Origin of the sequence: Micromonospora chokoriensis, from assembly GCF_900091505.1 — a bacterium.
In the GTDB taxonomy this organism is placed as follows: domain Bacteria; phylum Actinomycetota; class Actinomycetes; order Mycobacteriales; family Micromonosporaceae; genus Micromonospora; species Micromonospora chokoriensis.
This window is the reverse complement of the sequence record NZ_LT607409.1, coordinates 4,665,128-4,679,984: the sequence shown is the minus strand read 5'-3', so window position 1 is coordinate 4,679,984 and position 14,857 is coordinate 4,665,128. Positions and strand designations below refer to the sequence as shown.

Here is a 14,857-nt window from a genome sequence, read left to right as displayed (position 1 = left end):
AGCACCCACACCGCTCAGATCCAACCCGCCTCACGCGCCACCCGCACCGCCTCCACCCGCGTACGCGCGCCAACCTTGCGGGCGATCCGACCGAGATGGTTACGAACCGTCCCACTGCTCAACCCCAACGACACCGCGACCTCCGCCACCGGCGCCCCCTCCGCGGTCAACGCCAGCACCTCCGTCTCCCGGTCGGTCAACGGACCACCCGCGTGCAGCGCCGCGACCACCAGATCCGCGTCGAGCACCGGCTCCCGCCGCGCCAGCAGACGAATCCCCTCGACCACCCGCTGCGGAGCGACATCGCTGCGCAGGATGCCGATCATCCGCGTCCCACACCGCATCCCACGCAACCGCCCCGCCCGCCGCGGATGAGCCAACACCAGCACCGGACACTCGCCGAGACGGCCGGCCTCGACACCCTCGACGAAATCCAGATCAGCGACCACCACGTCGGGACGCCCATCCCGCACCGCCCCGGGAACCGCGTCACCCCGGTCCACCTCCGCCACCACCCGGATGTCGTCCTCGGCAGCAAGGACGAACGACAACGCACCCAACACCAGGGCACTGTCCAACGCGAGCAGGGTACGGATCATCACGAACCTTCCCGTGCACCCCCACAACGATCACCCATCGTCAGCATTCAAACACGCATCCGACGCCTCCGCACGGCGGGGAGCGGGCCCGGCCGCACCACCGAACCCGCCCCACCAACGGCTACAACCAGCCGTCACACCGCGCGCGCCACACCGCCTCCAACCGGTTACGCGCACCGGTCTTGGCAAGGATCGCCGACAGATGGTTACGCACCGTCCCATGCGCCAGATGCAGACGAACGGCGATCTCCTTCAGCGGAAGACCCTCAGCAGCCATCCGCAGCACGTCCATCTCCCGCGGCGTCAACGGACTCTCCGCCGGCCACAACACCGCCGCCGCAGCACTCGGATCGAGCGCCCGCTCCCCGGCGGCAACCGTACGGATCGCCCGCACCAACTCCGGCAGCGAACCGTCCTTGCCGACCAGACCCCGCGCGCCGGCCGCCAACGCCGCCTCCACCAGCGCCGGACTCCAACGGGGACTCATCGCCAACACCGCCACCTCCGGCGCCTCCACACCAATGCGGGTCACCACCTCCACCGGATCAGGCAGATCCGGCGTCAACGCGAGCACCACCACCTGCGGGCGGTACCGCCGCACCACCTTCACCACATCGCCGACACCCTCCACGTCAGCGACAACCTCCATGTCCTCCTCACCCGACAGCGCGGCGCTCAGCGCCCCGCGCAGCAAACCCATCTCCTCGGCGACAACAACGTGGATCACCACGTCTCTCCGATCTCAGGTGCGCGTCAGACAGCCACCCACCCCGGACAACCCACAGGGTTCGGAAACGGCCGGTCACGCGCGACAGACGGACAGGCATCGGCCCGCACCGCCGTCACCTACCGACGGGCACGGGCACCGATCGGCCCACAGGTCGACCTGCCGCAGCAGACCCACCCCACGACCGATCCAGCCCACGTCACCCAGGCCGCGCACTCACCGACGGGAAGCCCGCCGCCACCACGAGTGGCACCACATCGAAGACCCGCTCAGAGCAGGTGGGCGACGGCCGAGCCACCGCACACCCCGACCCCGGCCCCGGCGGCGACCTGTCACCGGCACCGACGGCATCCTGATCGACCGGCGCCACCGGGCCGGCCGGCGCCACCGGCCACACCCGACCGCCCACACCGGCAGGCGTCAGACCCGACCACCCGGCACCGCGCCCAGCCGACGCCGCCGCGCTCACCGCCCCGCCAGCGAACACCTCCGCCGCCGGTGGCTCAAACACACGCACCGGAACGACCGTCGGTCGCACCGGCGACGCCGACACCGCCTGACCCGCCGCGTCGGACACCGCGACGGGAGCGACACCCGGCGCCGGCCGCTCCGGTGCCGGGACCGGCGCCGGAGCGGGTATCCGCGGAGACGCCGCAACGACCACCTCGCCGAGAGCGACGTCAACGACCCGGTCGAGCACGACCACGACAGGCCCGACCGTCGGGCCGAGCACAGCGTGTACGACACGCGACGACCGATCGGCGACCAGCCCCACCGTGGAGGTCACCACCGGCAGCACGGCCACGCGGGGATCCCCGACGACGTCAACGCCGTTCGGAGCCTTGCCGGACGTACCCACCGGGCGGTGACGCACGCCAACAGCGGTCTCCGACGGGCGCTTCGCCTGCCGTACCGCGTCCTGGTCGACCCGGGGGAGCGGCGCCGACCGGAACGACCGCGCGTCAGGCCGCGGCGACGCGACCGGCGGGCGGACATCGGCGGGGGAGACGACCCTGCTGGCGCGGGTCGGCGCGTCGGGACGACCGTCGACCACGGCCGTGACCTGCTGGCGGCGCCGCTCGGGAGCCTCGCCCAGACCTAACCGGACGACCCGCTCGACCAGGACACCGGCCTGCTGACCACGCTCGCCGCCGGAGCCGTCGCGACGGCCGTGCGCGGCAGCCGGGTCCTGCAGCAGGAAGGCCACGACGACACCAGCCCCGACGGCGGCCAGGATCAACGCCCACCGCCGAGCGAGCGTGCGGATCTGGTCGGGGGAGAGCAGAGCTTTGTGCCTCGGCGCGGGCGTGGACGCGGTTCCACTGACGGGACAATGCACGCGGACACGATCCCTTCGCCTCGGACTGCTGACTCATCGTAGCGACGTGAACGCAGGAACGCACGCCGCGACCTCTTGATCACCGTCCGCTGCCGCAGTGGTCCGCGCGCAGACAAGCGAAGCGCCTGCGGTCAGTCCACATTGCCGAGCCGGGAGAACGGCTTGGTTCCGCGCGCACTCGAACCTGTGGCGTCGGGGGGCCTTGACGAGGTGGCGCGATTTCGGCCCTCGGCCGGCGTTCACCGCAGCAACGACTATCCGGTCGGGAGCGCCCGACGGGCCGCCCGGCCGACCGGCTCAAGGCACGGGGCGCCCCGGACGCCCCACTCGCTGCACCTCGGGACCACCCGGCACTGATTCGATAATGCACATTATGTAAAGCAGCGTTATCCGACGGTCCCCCCACCGTTGTCATTCGCGGGTCAGTCCGGGCGGGCAGGCGTCCTCGTCCGGCCCGACGGGGCGGGCGTTGACCAGCGGATTGCGCCGCAGACGCGCCACCATGTCCGCGCTGCCGCCGAAGTCCGTCCACGTGTCGTCCCACAACGCGGAGACGAGCCAGGAGTGATCCGCCGGGAAGAACAGATCCGGCAGCGGACCGTCACCACGCATGTGGCCGGTTCTCCAGGTCAGGGCCTGCTCGGGTCCGGCTTCGACCAACACGTACGGGTAGTCCCAGTAGAGGGAGATCCTCGGAGCGTGCGGGAAGACGACGTCGTGGGCCCCGGTGTCGAGATAGCCCAGCCACCAGGGCTGATCCGGGGTGCACGCCACCAACTCGTCCACCACGGCGCGCTCGTGGGCGTCGAACCCGACACCTTCCGGCGGATGGAACGTGGCGTAGGCGTCGAACACCGGTGGGATCGCGGCGGTGACCGAGAAGCCCTGCGTGGTCTGCCCGGCGAGCCAGGTGACGTCGTCGGGGGTGCCGATGCGCCACGTCCGTCCGTCCCTGTCGACGTCCATGGGCTCTATCCAGGTCGATATGCCGTCCGCGCCGTAGCGTCCGGGCTGGGCGGCCGACGACGCGCAGGGAGCCCAGCCCGGACGGCCGGCGGCCCGCCACTGGTGCCCTTCCGGGCAGACCAGGTCCGTCGGTTCGCCCAACCCCTGATGGACGAAGACCGTGCCGGGTCGCCCGCAGTGTGGGCAGGTGGTGACGGGCAGTTCCATGCCGCGCAGGTTACGTGCCTCTCAGCCCACTCGGCGCGGTGTCACGCACGACGGCCAGGGCGGTTCCACCGGGCAGGGGCAGCGTCCACTCCCCCTGGTCGGCCCTCTTGAGGGCACTTTCCGGGAACCCGAAAATGCTGCATAATATCCCTTATGCATGACAAAAAGGACGAATCGCTCGTGGTGTTGATCGAGGAGTTCCTGACCGCCCGCGCCACCCGCAAGCCCTCCCCCCACACCCTGGCGGCGTACCGGCGGGACCTGCTCGCGGTGGCGGCCCTGGTCGCCGAGGACGCCGCCCCTCCCCTCCCCCTGGACGTCGTGTCGATCACCGACCTCTCCCCCAGGGTGATGCGGGCGGCCTTCGCCCGGTTCGCCGCGCCCCGGGCGCCCGCGTCGGTGCACCGGGCGTGGTCCACCTGGAACAGTTTCTTCACGTTCCTGGTGGCCGATGGGGTCGTGGCGGGTAACCCGATGCCGGCAGTCGGTCGACCCCGGGCGCTACTCCCCCAGCCGAAGCCGTTGCGGGGCGCGGACACCCCCGAGGTGCTGCTCGCGTCCGTCGCGCGGGACGAGGGCAGGCAGCGCGACCCGTGGCCGGAGCGCGACGTCGCCGTGGTGGCGGTGGCGCTCTGCGCCGGGTTGCGCCTGTCGGAGTTGCTGGCGTTGCGGGTCGGCTCGCTGGGTGGTCGGCCTGGTGAGCGGCGGATCGAGGTGCTCGGGAAGGGCGGGCGGCCCCGGGTGGTGCCGATCGAGGCGGACCTGGACCGGGTGCTGAGGGACTACCTGGACAGTCGGGCGCGGCGGTTCGGTGCGCGGTCGGTACGCCCGGACTCGGCGTTGCTGGTGGATCGCCGGGGTGAGCCGTTGCGCCGTGGTGGGCTGCAGTATCTGGTGGAGTCGTGTTATCGGCGGGCGGGCATCGGTGACCGGGTGCCGCGGGGCGCGCGGTTGCACGCGTTGCGGCACACGTTCGCGACGCGGTTGGCCGAGGACGGGGCGAGCGCGGCGGAGATCATGCGGTTGTTGGGTCATGCGTCGTTGGCGTCGTCGCAGACGTACATCGAGGTGACGGCTGGGCAGCAGCGGGACGCGGTGCGGGCCAACCGGACCAACCGCGCGTTGGCGGGTCTGCTGCCGCCACGGTCGGAGTGAGGGGCGGTCAGTGCGCGCGGTGGCCGGTGCCGGCGGTGACGGGCAGGGGGCCGAGGACGGCGTTGATGAGGTGGATGCGGGCGTTGGTGGCCTGGTAGTCGGCGCAGACGGTGTCGGCGCGCTCGCCGAGGCGGGCGGTGGGTCCGGTGCGGGTGACGGTGATGGCCGTGCCGTCGGGGGTGTCGGCGTGCGGTGGCGGGTTGCGACGGCGATGAGGGTGGGTCGCTGACGTCTCATGTGGCCTCCGACGAGGTGATCGTGGGCGCACGCGTCGATCAGCATGATCGTCGAGATCCGTCGATGCAATGATCTTGAGGGAATCTTGCGGATTGGTGGCTGTGCTCCCCCGGGCACGGCTGGAGCGCCCCGGTCAGGTGTGATCGACTCGGGTTGCGGGAGGTCGGGGGGTCCTCGCCGCGTGGACAGCGCGTTTTCCGGTAACCCGAGTTGATGTGGGTCGGGAGCGCGGTGCGACCGGTGGGGCGAGGGCGTCAGCCGAGGTCGACCAGCAGGGGGCGGTGGTCGGAGATGGTGGACGGTGGGGTGGTGACGGCGCGTACCGGTGGGAGCTGTTGGAGGGCGTGCCGGTCGGCGAGGATGTGGTCGAGTTGGACGCGGGGTTGCCCGGCGGGGTAGGTGGGGCGGCGGCCCAGGGGGTGCCAGCCGGAGACGAGTCGGGCGGCGCCGGCGGGCAGGTTGAGGTCGCCGAGCAGGACGCGGGGGGCGGGTAACGCGCGCAGGGCGCGGACGGTCTGTCGGAGTTGGCGGGCGTTCCAGCCGGGCACGAAGGACAGGTGGGTCGCGGCGACGGTGAGCGGGCCGTGTGGGGTGTCCAGGACGGCGGCGATGACGACGCGGGGTTCGTCGTGCAGCAGGATGAGGCCGCCGCGGGGGCCGGGGGCGTAGACCGGTGAGCGGACGGGTGCGGGTTTGAGTCGGGTGACGTGCCAGCTGCGGACGGGGTGTCGGCTGATGAGCCCGATGCCGTAGCAGGGTTCACCGTGGCCGTCGTCCTCGTGGCGCAGGGGGCGGAACTGTTCGCCGGGGGTGCCGACGACGGCGGCGGCGAAGCGGTGGTGCGGTGCGTGCAGGGCGCGGGCGGCGATGGCGGTGAGGTCGAGGTTGCCGCTGCGGTGTTGGTCGCGGTCGACCTCCTGCAGGGCGAGCACGTCGGCGTCGAGGGTGCCGATGGCGGCGGTGAGCCGGTCGGGGTCGACGAGCCCGTCGGTGAGGGATCGTCCGTGCAGCATGTTGAAGGTGGCCAGGCGCACTCCTGCACCTTACGTGCCCGTGGCATGGTTGCCGGGTGGTGAAGGTGTTGCTGTGTTCGATGGTGGTGTTCGTGGCGGTGGGCGCGTTGGGGGTGTGGTTGCGGCGTGCGCGGGGCCGCTGACCGGTGAGTTCTCCCACTCGACAGGCCGGTGGGGCGGGTCGGGTGGGGAGAATTGCCGCCCATGGACGCCGTGACGCTCAGTACGCTGCTGGCCGCCGCCGCGATGGCCGGGTGGGTCGACGCCGTGGTCGGTGGTGGTGGGTTGTTGCTGTTGCCGGCGTTGTTGGTGGCCGCCCCGGGGTTGCCGGTGGCGACGGCGTTGGGCACGAACAAGCTGGCGGCGATCTTCGGTACGTCCACGGCGGCGGTGACATACGCGCGGCGGACGAAGGTGGACTGGCGGGTGGCGGGGCCGGCTGCGGGGTTGGCGGTGCTCAGCGCGGGTGTGGGCGCGGCGTTGGCCGGGGCGGTGCCGGCGTCGGCGTACCGGCCGGTCGTGCTGGTGGTGCTGGTGACGGTGGCGGTGTTCGTGCTGGTGCGTCCCCGGATGGGGGTGGTGGCGGTGCCGGCGAGGCGGACCCCGGTGCGGGTGGGCGTGGTGGTCGCGGTGGCCGGGGTGGGCATCGCCCTGTACGACGGGTTGATCGGTCCGGGGACGGGGACGTTCCTGGTGTTGGCGTTCACCGCGCTCGTCGGCGCGGACTTCGTGCACGGTTCGGCGATGGCGAAGGTCGTCAACGCGGGCACGAACCTGGGCGCGCTGGTGGTGTTCGGGGTGACCGGGCACGTGTGGTGGCTGTTGGGTGCGGGGATGGCGGTGTGCAACATCGCCGGCGCGGTGCTGGGGGCGCGGATGGCGTTGCGCCGTGGGTCGGGGTTCGTGCGGGTGGTGCTGCTGGTGGTCGTGGTGGCGTTGGTCGTGAAGCTCGGCCACGACGAGTGGGTGGCCCGGTGAGGGTGCGCTGACCCAGGGGTCACCGGGGCGCGCACGGCTGGGTCGCGGTGTGTCCGGCCGGCGCGCCGGGTGGGGTGGTCGCGCCGGGTCGGCGGGTGCGGACCGTGTCGTACACGGTGATGCCGAGTCGGGTCAGCGCGAGCGCGGTCGACAGGACGGTCACGGTGCGGATGGCGTGCCCGACGTCTGGTGCCCACAGTTGGAGCTTGGCCAGGTCGGCGCCCTTCCAGAAGGACGGCACGAGCCACGTCGCGGTGGCGGCGACGGCGGCGCATCCGGCGATCCAGCAGGCGGTGGCGACGATCGTCCGGGTACGGGAACGGGCCGGCAGGGTGGTGCGGGTTCGTCGGGTAGGCAGGACGCGCGTCACCGACCAGCCGAGCATGACGAGCAGTGCTGCGGCGACGGTGAGCAGCCCGCCCAGCGCCCAGGTGTGGGTCGGGTCCTCGGTGGCGGTGGATGGTGTGCCACCGTGCAGGATGCGGGCCACGTTGAACGCGCCGGCGCTCAGTGGCGCGTCCATCGGCAGGCCGTAGATGTTGGTCATGACGATCACGGCGAGGTTCGCGTCGGGGGCCAGCACGAGGTGGGTGAAGTAGTCGGGGGTCGCGCCGGCGTGCCATACGATGCGGGTGCCGACGCCGTCGAGGGTGCTGTTCTTCCAGCCGAACCCGTAGGTGCCGTGGCCGGTGTCCGCGGTGCCGGTGTGCATCTGTTCCGTGCCCTGCGGGCTGAGGATCCGGGTGTCGCCGAAGCGCCCGCCGCCCAGTTGCGCGACGGCGTAGTGGGACAGGTCGTCGAGGCTGGCGGCGAGGAACCCGTAGGGCACTCCGGCGGTGTCGAAGGGTGCGGTGAAGCGTTGCGGCCGGCCGAGGTAGTACCGGTGCCCGGCGGGGATGCCGATGGCACGGGCCTCGTCGGCGGTGGCCGCGGAGTGTGTCATCCGCAGCGGGTCGAGCACGTGACGGCGGAGGTGAGCGCCGAAGGTGTCACCGGTGACGCTCTCGACGAGCGCGCCGAGGATCATGTAGTTGGCGTCGCTGTACGCGTAGGTCTGTCCGACGGGCGCGATGGGTCGCACGGTGGCGAGGTCCCGCACGGACCGGGTGAGTGCGCCGGGGCGGTTGTCGTACCGGTCGGTCAGGTCGGTGCTCCAGACCTGCGGTAGTCCGCTGGTGTGGGTCAACAACTGGCGGACGGTGACGGTCCGGGCGGTGTCCGCGGCGCCCAGGCGCAGCCACGGAAGGTACGTGGAGGCCGGGGTGTCGAGGTGGACCCGGCCGGACTCGACCAGTTGGGTCACCGCGAGTGCGGTGAACGACTTGCTCGTGGACCCGAGCAGGAACGGTGTGTGGACGGTCATCGGCTGTCCGTCGCCGTCGACGCCCCAGGCGCCGTGTCGTAGGGTCTCGTCGCCGCGGATCACCGCGTACGCCAGGCCGGGCGCCCGGGTCCGCTGCATGTAGTCGCGCAGGTAGCGTTCGGCGGCGGCCAGGTCGTCGGCGGGCGCGGGGCTGGCGGCGACCGGGGTCGGCGTCGTGGCGAGCAGGGCCAGGCAGGCGGCTGCGCCGGCGAGGCGACGGGTCCGGGTCAGCAGTCGGGTCACTGTGTTCACGTCGAAGGTCCTCCCCCGGGTGCGTTCGTCAGCCGATCTGGCTGAGCAGCTTTTCCAGGGCGGCCAGTCGTTGCCGGACCTCGCCGAGTTCGTCGCGGACGCCCTTGAGTTCGCTCGCGGTGCTCCGGGCGCTGTCGGCGCTGCGTTCGGCCAGTGCCCGGTAGCCCTCCTCTCGGGCCGCGGCGTACCGGGCGCGGTAGATGCCGGTCCCGATGAGACCGGCGACGGTGATCACCGCCAGCACGATCGCCGTGACGGCGATGGTGGAGGTCTGCGCCACGTCCAACGCCACCTGATGGGTCATCGCTCACTCCTTCTGTGGTGCGGCCGACTCGGGGCCGGTCAGGCTCTGCGCGGCCCGCACGATCGTGTGGAGGTCCAGGGGCACCGTGAACGGCACGGCCTGGACGTACTTCACCGAGCTGCCGTCGGGTGCTGTCACCAGTTCGCCGGTGATCAGGCCGGCCGCTTCGAGTTTCTGCAGGTGCATGTAGAGCAGTGGTCGGTTCATGTGCAGCTGCCGTGCCAGCTCGCTGACGTACGTGCGCTGCTGTGCCAGGGCGGCGAGGATCCGCAGCCGGTGCGGGCTGGCCAGCGCGGCCAGCAGGGACACCAGGTCGTCACCTGTCGGGAAGGTGCCGCTCATCGTGGATTCCCTCCTCGACGCCCCTGTCAGATTTCCCTGACATCGGGCGTCACAAAAGTCTGACAGGGGTGGTCGGAGGTGTCAACGCCCGACGAGGTGCTGGGAAACGCGCAGTCGACAGGCTGATTCGGCACCGCAGACAGCAGACGACGCGCCAGCCGAGCCCGGCTGGCGCGTCAGGGGCAGATCAGCGCTGGCAGATCAGCGGCGGCGGCTCGGTGAGTCGAAGCGGCCGGCGCGGATCTCGCGCAGGGCGCGCCGGCGGACGTCGCCGCGCAGCGTGTCGACGTAGAGGGTGCCGAGCAGGTGGTCGGTCTCGTGTTGCAGGGCGCGGGCGAGGAACCCGCTGCCGGAGATCGTCAACGGCTCGCCGTTCTGGTCGACGCCGTGGGCGGTGGCGTGCAGGGCCCGCACGGTCGGGAAGTACAGCCCGGGAATGGACAGGCAGCCCTCCTCGTCGTCCTGAAGGTCGTCGGACAGTTCGAGGGTGGGGTTGATCAGGTGGCCGCGGTGCCCGTCGGCGTCGTAGACGAACACCTGGGCGCTGACGCCGATCTGCGGTGCGGCGACACCGGCGCGCCCCGGCTCGCCGAGCAGGGTGTCCATCAGGTCGGTGACGAGGGCACGCAGCTCGGCGTCGAAGGTCGTGACCGGCTCACATTCGGTGCGCAGGACGGGGTCGCCGATGATCCGGATGGGCCGCATGGTCATGGGCGGCAGTTTATCGCCGGTCGCGGCGGGTTCAGCGTCCGGCCAGGGTGGCGCGGATCGGGGCGGTCTTCGCGGCGGCCTCGGCGACCTCGGCGGCGGGGTCGCTGTCCCAGGTGATGCCGCCACCGGCCCAGGTGTGCAGGCGCTGCCCGTCGGCGGCGGCGGTGCGGATGGTCAGGCCGAGGTCGACGCGGCCGGGGGCGACCCAGCCCAGCGCCCCCATGCTGGCGCCCCGGCCGACCGGTTCGAGGGCGTTGATGTGGGTGAGGGCGGCGCGTTTCGGCGCGCCGGTGACGGAGCCGCCGGGGCAGGTGGCGCGCAGCAGGTCGGCCAGGCCGAGTCCGTCGGCGGCGGCCGCCCGTACCGTCGACTCGGCCTGCCACAGGTCGCACCAGCGGCGGACGGTGAACAGCTCGTCGACGGTCACGGTGCCGGTACGGGCGATGCGGGCGAGGTCGTTGCGTTCCAGGTCGACGATCATGACGTGTTCGGCGCGTTCCTTCGCGCTGGCGAGCAGCTCGGCGCGGCCGGCGGCGGTGGCCGGGCGGGTGCCCTTGATGGGTCGGGTGATCAGCTGCCCGTCGGTGACCTCGATGAGGGTTTCCGGGGAGGCGCAGCCGATGGCCCAGCCGTCGCCGGTGAGCACGCCGCCGTAGCGGGCGCCGGGCAGCGCGCCGAGGCGGCGCAGCGCGGGCAGCGGGTCGCCGCTGTAGCGGGCGGCGGCGTGCCCGACGAGGTTGGTCTGGTAGACGTCCCCGCGGCCGATCGCGGCGCGCACGCTCGTGACGGCGTCGGCGTGTTGGCGGCGGGTCCAGCTCTCGGTCCACTCACCGAGCCACCACGCCGAGGCGGGCGGCCCGGCCGGGTCGGCCGGGGTCGGGTGGTGGCCGTAGACGACGACGGTGAGGTCGGGCAGCGTCGGCGCGGGCTCCGGCGCGGTGGTGGGCGCTCCGGCCAGGTGCGCGCCGGCGGCGGCGGACAGGTAGAGCGCCGCCCCGCAGACGCCGGTGCCGTGCTGGTGGGCCGTGGCGGGCCGGCTCAGGTCGTGCAGGGCGAGCCCGTGTGCGGCCAGGAACTCCTCGGCGAGGGTGGCGGGGTCACCTCCGTCGCGCAGGTGCCACTGCAGGCGGGCGCGCTCGGTGAGCGCGCCTCGACACGCGGCCGGGGCCCCGGGCACCTCGATCGACGCCGTCGGGCCGCGGTGGGCGGCCAACGCCGCCGGGCCGCTGCCGGTGACCAACGGAGCTAAGCCGCGATCCGCGGCCAGTGCGGCTGGGCCGCGATCTGCCGCATACACCTGTGGGAGCGTTTCCACGCCGTACGGTTCGACCTTCCTCATCCGTTCAGTGGATTTCCGGCGCGACAGGCGGACACCTGCTCGATGCCGGACACTTTCGCTTGGTACTGTGCGTCACTGGTCATGTGAACCATGACACAGTGCCCCCACAGTCCGGAGAACCCGATGTGCCAGCACCAACCGACCTGCCCCTCCGCTGAAGCCACCGACCGGGAAGCCGCGCGAGTCCTCGCGTGCTTCCGTGAGCAGGGCTGGAGCCTGCTCTGCAATGGTGTCATCGTCTTCGAGGACACCGGCGAGCTGCTCCCCGACGGCAGCAGCATCGCACCGCACCGCGGCCCCGCCCGCCACGCCCTCGTGGCCTGACCGACCACTCAGCGTCACCGACTAGCCGCCGTTCGACCCAGGCCCGGGTCCCCCGGTAAGGGACGCCACGCCCAGGTCGCCGCGGCTGCCGGGGCGGCTCGCAACCGCCCGCCCCGGCACGCCCGTCGCCGATTCAGTCTTCGAACGCCTCCGGCGACGGGCACGAGCAGACCAGGTTCCGGTCGCCGTACGCGCCGTCGATGCGCCGCACCGGAGGCCAGTACTTCCCAGCCCGGTCCACCCCGGCCGGGTACGCGCCCGCCGACCGCGGGTACGCGTGTGGCCACTCGTCACCGCTAACCATCGCCGCGGTGTGCGGCGCGTTCGCCAGGGGGTTATCCCCCGCCGGCCACTCACCCGAGCCGACCTTGTCGATCTCCGCGCGGATCGCGATCATCGCGTCGCAGAACCGGTCCAGCTCGGCCAGGTCCTCGCTCTCGGTCGGCTCCACCATCAGCGTCCCCGCGACGGGGAACGACATCGTCGGCGCGTGGAAGCCGTAGTCGATCAGCCGCTTCGCCACGTCGTCCACCGTCACCCCGGTCGCCTTCGTCAACGGCCGCAGGTCGAGGATGCACTCGTGCGCGACCAGGCCCTTGTTGCCGGCGTACAGCACCGGGAAGTGCCCGCGCAGGCGCGCCGCCACGTAGTTCGCGGCGAGGACCGCCACACCCGTCGCCCGGGTCAGCCCCTCGGCGCCCATCATCCGCAGGTACGCCCACGGGATCGGCAGGATCCCCGCCGACCCGTACTTCGCCGCCGAGATCGCCGGCGTCGCGTCCGCGTGCGCGCCCGACGGGTCACCGGGCAGAAACGGCGCCAGGTGCGCGCGGACCGCCACCGGCCCGACGCCGGGGCCACCACCGCCGTGCGGGATGCAGAACGTCTTGTGCAGGTTGAGGTGCGACACGTCCGCCCCGAACCTGCCCGGCTTCGCGAACCCGACCAGGGCGTTGAGGTTCGCCCCGTCGACGTACACCTGACCGCCGGCGTCGTGGACCTTCGCGCACAGCGACGCGATGCCCGTCTCGTACACCCCGTGCGTCGACGGGTACGTCACCATGATCGCGGCGAGCGCGTCCCGGTGCTTGTCGATCTTCGCGTCCAGGTCGACCAGGTCGACGTTGCCGTCGTCGTCGCAGGCCACCACGACGACCCGCATGCCGGCCATCACCGCGCTGGCGGCGTTCGTGCCGTGCGCCGACGACGGGATCAGACACACGTCGCGGTGCGTGTCGCCGCGCGACGCGTGGTAGGAGCGGATCGCCAACAGGCCGGCCAGCTCACCCTGCGACCCCGCGTTGGGCTGCACGCTGACCGCGTCGTACCCGGTCACCTCGGCCAGCCACGACTCCAGCTGGCCGATCATCTCCCGGTACCCGACGGTCTGGTCGTCGGGAGCGAACGGGTGGATGTGCGCGAACTCCGCCCAGGAGACCGGCTCCATCTCGGTGGTCGCGTTCAGCTTCATCGTGCACGACCCGAGCGGGATCATGCCCCGGTCCAGGGCGTAGTCGAAGTCCGACAGCCGCCGCAGGTAGCGCAGCATCGCCGTCTCCGAGTGGTGGCTGCGGAACACGGGGTGGGTCAGGAAGTCGGTCGTCCGGGCCAGGTCGGCCGGCAGGGCCGCGTCGGTGTCACCGACGAACGCGGGCACCCCGAACGCCGCCCACACCTCGCGCAGGTGCGCGTCGGTGGTCGTCTCGTCGCAGGACATCCCCACCCGGTCGGCGTCGACCAGCCGCAGGTTCACACCCCGCTTCGCCGCCGCCGCGACGACCGCCGCCGCCCGTCCCGGCACGATCGCGGTGACGGTGTCGAAGAACGCGACGTCCGCGACGTTGACGCCACCGGCGCGCAGCCCGGTCGCGAGCCGCGCCGCCATCTCGTGGGTACGCGACGCGATGTCCCGCAACCCGTCCGGGCCGTGGTAGACGGCGTACATGCCGGCCATCACCGCGAGGAGCACCTGCGCGGTGCAGATGTTGCTGGTCGCCCTCTCCCGCCGGATGTGCTGCTCGCGGGTCTGCAACGCCAACCGGTAGGCCGGGTTGCCGTCCGCGTCGCGCGACACCCCGACCAGACGCCCGGGCAGCATCCGCTCCAGGCCCGAACGCACCGCCAGGTAACCGGCGTGCGGCCCACCGAATCCCATGGGTACGCCGAAACGCTGGGTGGTGCCCGCGGCGATGTCCGCCCCGATCTCCCCGGGCGCGCGCAGCAGCGTCAACGCCAGCAGGTCAGCGGCGACGGTGACGAGGGCACCGACGGTGTGCGCGGCCTCGACGAGCCTCGCGTGGTCGCGGACCGCCCCGGACGCCCCCGGGTACTGCAGATGCAGACCGAAGAACTCCGCCGGCAACTCGTCGCGCTCGACGTCGACGACCCGCACGTCGATGCCGAGCGGCACGGCCCGGCTGGTGATGACCGCGATGGTCTGCGGCAGGGCGTCGGCGTCGACGACGTACACCGGGCTCTTGGTCTTGGACGCCCGCCGGGCCAGGGTCATCGCCTCCGCCGCCGCCGTGCCCTCGTCGAGCATCGAGGCGTTCGCGGTGGCCAACCCGGTCAGGTCGGTGACCATCGTCTGGAAGTTCAGCAGCGCCTCCAGGCGGCCCTGGCTGATCTCCGGCTGGTACGGCGTGTACGCCGTGTACCAGGCCGGGTCTTCCAGGACGTTGCGGCGGATCACCGCAGGGGTGTGCGTGCCGTGGTACCCCAGACCGATCATGGAGACGGCCACGGTGTTGCGGCCCGCCAGGGCCCGCAGCTCGGCGATCGTCTCGGCCTCGGTGGCCGGGTCCGGCAGGTCGAGGGTGCCGTGCCAGCGGATCACCTCGGGGATCGCGGCGTCCATCAGCTCGTCGATCGAGTCGTGCCCGACGACCTCCAACATCCGACGCTCGTCGTCGGGGCCGGGACCGATGTGACGGGTGGCGAACTGCTCTACGGTCATGGGTGGCGCTCCCGGGGCGAGGTCGACATGTCGGCCTCCCCCTCT

At 72.2% G+C, this 14,857-nt stretch carries 15 protein-coding genes; 3 read left to right on the top strand and 12 right to left on the bottom strand.

All coding sequences use genetic code 11. From position 1 onward, the window contains the following. Positions 1-14 precede the first annotated feature (14 nt). The 4 genes from GA0070612_RS21590 to GA0070612_RS32155 form a co-directional block, all read right to left on the bottom strand. The gene (locus GA0070612_RS21590) at positions 15-599 is read right to left on the bottom strand and encodes a response regulator transcription factor (protein WP_088991662.1); all 585 of its coding nucleotides are present in this window, start codon (positions 597-599) and stop codon (positions 15-17) included. Between the two features lie 121 nt (positions 600-720). Then, positions 721-1,326 (bottom strand): response regulator transcription factor, encoded by a 606-nt coding sequence (locus GA0070612_RS21585; protein ID WP_231924286.1) that lies wholly within the window; start codon positions 1,324-1,326, stop codon positions 721-723. A 199-nt stretch (positions 1,327-1,525) separates the two neighbouring features. Next, on the bottom strand, positions 1,526-2,665 hold the full coding sequence (locus GA0070612_RS21580; protein WP_157742561.1) for a hypothetical protein: 1,140 nt from the start codon (positions 2,663-2,665) through the stop codon (positions 1,526-1,528). Positions 2,666-3,076: 411 nt separating this feature from the next. After that, the gene (locus tag GA0070612_RS32155) at positions 3,077-3,838 is read right to left on the bottom strand and encodes a hypothetical protein (protein ID WP_231924285.1); all 762 of its coding nucleotides are present in this window, start codon (positions 3,836-3,838) and stop codon (positions 3,077-3,079) included. Positions 3,839-3,991: 153 nt separating this feature from the next. On the opposite strand from GA0070612_RS32155, the gene GA0070612_RS21570 reads away from it, so the two are divergent. Further along, positions 3,992-4,993, top strand: a complete 1,002-nt coding sequence (locus GA0070612_RS21570; RefSeq protein ID WP_088989569.1) for a tyrosine-type recombinase/integrase — start codon at positions 3,992-3,994, stop codon at positions 4,991-4,993. Between the two features lie 7 nt (positions 4,994-5,000). On the opposite strand, the gene GA0070612_RS21565 is transcribed toward GA0070612_RS21570, so the two are convergent. Together GA0070612_RS21565 and GA0070612_RS21560 are read right to left on the bottom strand one after the other, a co-directional pair. Further along, on the bottom strand, positions 5,001-5,261 hold the full coding sequence (locus tag GA0070612_RS21565) for a fasciclin domain-containing protein (RefSeq protein ID WP_088989568.1): 261 nt from the start codon (positions 5,259-5,261) through the stop codon (positions 5,001-5,003). Positions 5,262-5,484: 223 nt separating this feature from the next. Then, the gene (locus GA0070612_RS21560; RefSeq protein ID WP_088989567.1) at positions 5,485-6,264 is read right to left on the bottom strand and encodes an endonuclease/exonuclease/phosphatase family protein; all 780 of its coding nucleotides are present in this window, start codon (positions 6,262-6,264) and stop codon (positions 5,485-5,487) included. A 183-nt stretch (positions 6,265-6,447) separates the two neighbouring features. Between GA0070612_RS21560 and GA0070612_RS21555 the strand changes: the two genes are divergently transcribed. After that, a complete protein-coding gene (locus GA0070612_RS21555; RefSeq protein ID WP_088989566.1) occupies positions 6,448-7,221 on the top strand; it encodes a sulfite exporter TauE/SafE family protein in 774 nt (257 codons plus the stop codon). A 19-nt stretch (positions 7,222-7,240) separates the two neighbouring features. Here the strand turns inward: GA0070612_RS21555 and GA0070612_RS21550 are convergent, their stop codons facing one another. From GA0070612_RS21550 to GA0070612_RS21530, 5 genes are all read right to left on the bottom strand, one after another. Then, positions 7,241-8,836: a serine hydrolase domain-containing protein gene (locus GA0070612_RS21550; RefSeq protein ID WP_088989565.1), complete on the bottom strand. Its 1,596-nt coding sequence runs from the start codon at positions 8,834-8,836 to the stop codon at positions 7,241-7,243. 28 nt (positions 8,837-8,864) lie between these two features. Beyond that, positions 8,865-9,140 (bottom strand): hypothetical protein, encoded by a 276-nt coding sequence (locus tag GA0070612_RS21545; RefSeq protein ID WP_088989564.1) that lies wholly within the window; start codon positions 9,138-9,140, stop codon positions 8,865-8,867. A gap of 3 nt (positions 9,141-9,143) precedes the next feature. Continuing rightward, a complete protein-coding gene (locus GA0070612_RS21540; protein WP_088989563.1) occupies positions 9,144-9,482 on the bottom strand; it encodes an ArsR/SmtB family transcription factor in 339 nt (112 codons plus the stop codon). 201 nt (positions 9,483-9,683) lie between these two features. Further along, a complete protein-coding gene (locus tag GA0070612_RS21535) occupies positions 9,684-10,193 on the bottom strand; it encodes a peptide deformylase (RefSeq protein WP_088989562.1) in 510 nt (169 codons plus the stop codon). Positions 10,194-10,224: 31 nt separating this feature from the next. Next, positions 10,225-11,532 carry a chorismate-binding protein gene (locus GA0070612_RS21530; protein ID WP_408630509.1) on the bottom strand — a complete coding sequence of 436 codons (1,308 nt, stop codon included), beginning with the start codon at positions 11,530-11,532 and terminating at the stop codon, positions 10,225-10,227. Positions 11,533-11,655: 123 nt separating this feature from the next. On the opposite strand from GA0070612_RS21530, the gene GA0070612_RS21525 reads away from it, so the two are divergent. Then, positions 11,656-11,856: a DUF5999 family protein gene (locus tag GA0070612_RS21525; RefSeq protein WP_007460326.1), complete on the top strand. Its 201-nt coding sequence runs from the start codon at positions 11,656-11,658 to the stop codon at positions 11,854-11,856. Between the two features lie 133 nt (positions 11,857-11,989). On the opposite strand, the gene gcvP is transcribed toward GA0070612_RS21525, so the two are convergent. Further along, positions 11,990-14,812 (bottom strand): aminomethyl-transferring glycine dehydrogenase, encoded by a 2,823-nt coding sequence (gene gcvP / locus GA0070612_RS21520; RefSeq protein ID WP_088989560.1) that lies wholly within the window; start codon positions 14,810-14,812, stop codon positions 11,990-11,992. Between the last annotated feature and the right edge of the window lie 45 nt (positions 14,813-14,857).

Bases quoted from the DNA above. Each gene is read 5' to 3' on its own strand.
- gcvP (WP_088989560.1), bottom strand. From the start codon at position 14,812: ATGACCGTAGAGCAGTTCGCCACCCGTCACATCGGTCCCGGCCCCGAC.
- GA0070612_RS21570 (WP_088989569.1), top strand. From the start codon at position 3,992: ATGCATGACAAAAAGGACGAATCGCTCGTGGTGTTGATCGAGGAGTTC.
- GA0070612_RS21530 (WP_408630509.1), bottom strand. From the start codon at position 11,532: ATGAGGAAGGTCGAACCGTACGGCGTGGAAACGCTCCCACAGGTGTAT.
- GA0070612_RS21525 (WP_007460326.1), top strand. From the start codon at position 11,656: ATGTGCCAGCACCAACCGACCTGCCCCTCCGCTGAAGCCACCGACCGG.
- GA0070612_RS21590 (WP_088991662.1), bottom strand. From the start codon at position 599: ATGATCCGTACCCTGCTCGCGTTGGACAGTGCCCTGGTGTTGGGTGCG.
- GA0070612_RS21545 (WP_088989564.1), bottom strand. From the start codon at position 9,140: ATGACCCATCAGGTGGCGTTGGACGTGGCGCAGACCTCCACCATCGCC.
- GA0070612_RS32155 (WP_231924285.1), bottom strand. From the start codon at position 3,838: ATGGAACTGCCCGTCACCACCTGCCCACACTGCGGGCGACCCGGCACG.
- GA0070612_RS21540 (WP_088989563.1), bottom strand. From the start codon at position 9,482: ATGAGCGGCACCTTCCCGACAGGTGACGACCTGGTGTCCCTGCTGGCC.
- GA0070612_RS21555 (WP_088989566.1), top strand. From the start codon at position 6,448: ATGGACGCCGTGACGCTCAGTACGCTGCTGGCCGCCGCCGCGATGGCC.
- GA0070612_RS21535 (WP_088989562.1), bottom strand. From the start codon at position 10,193: ATGACCATGCGGCCCATCCGGATCATCGGCGACCCCGTCCTGCGCACC.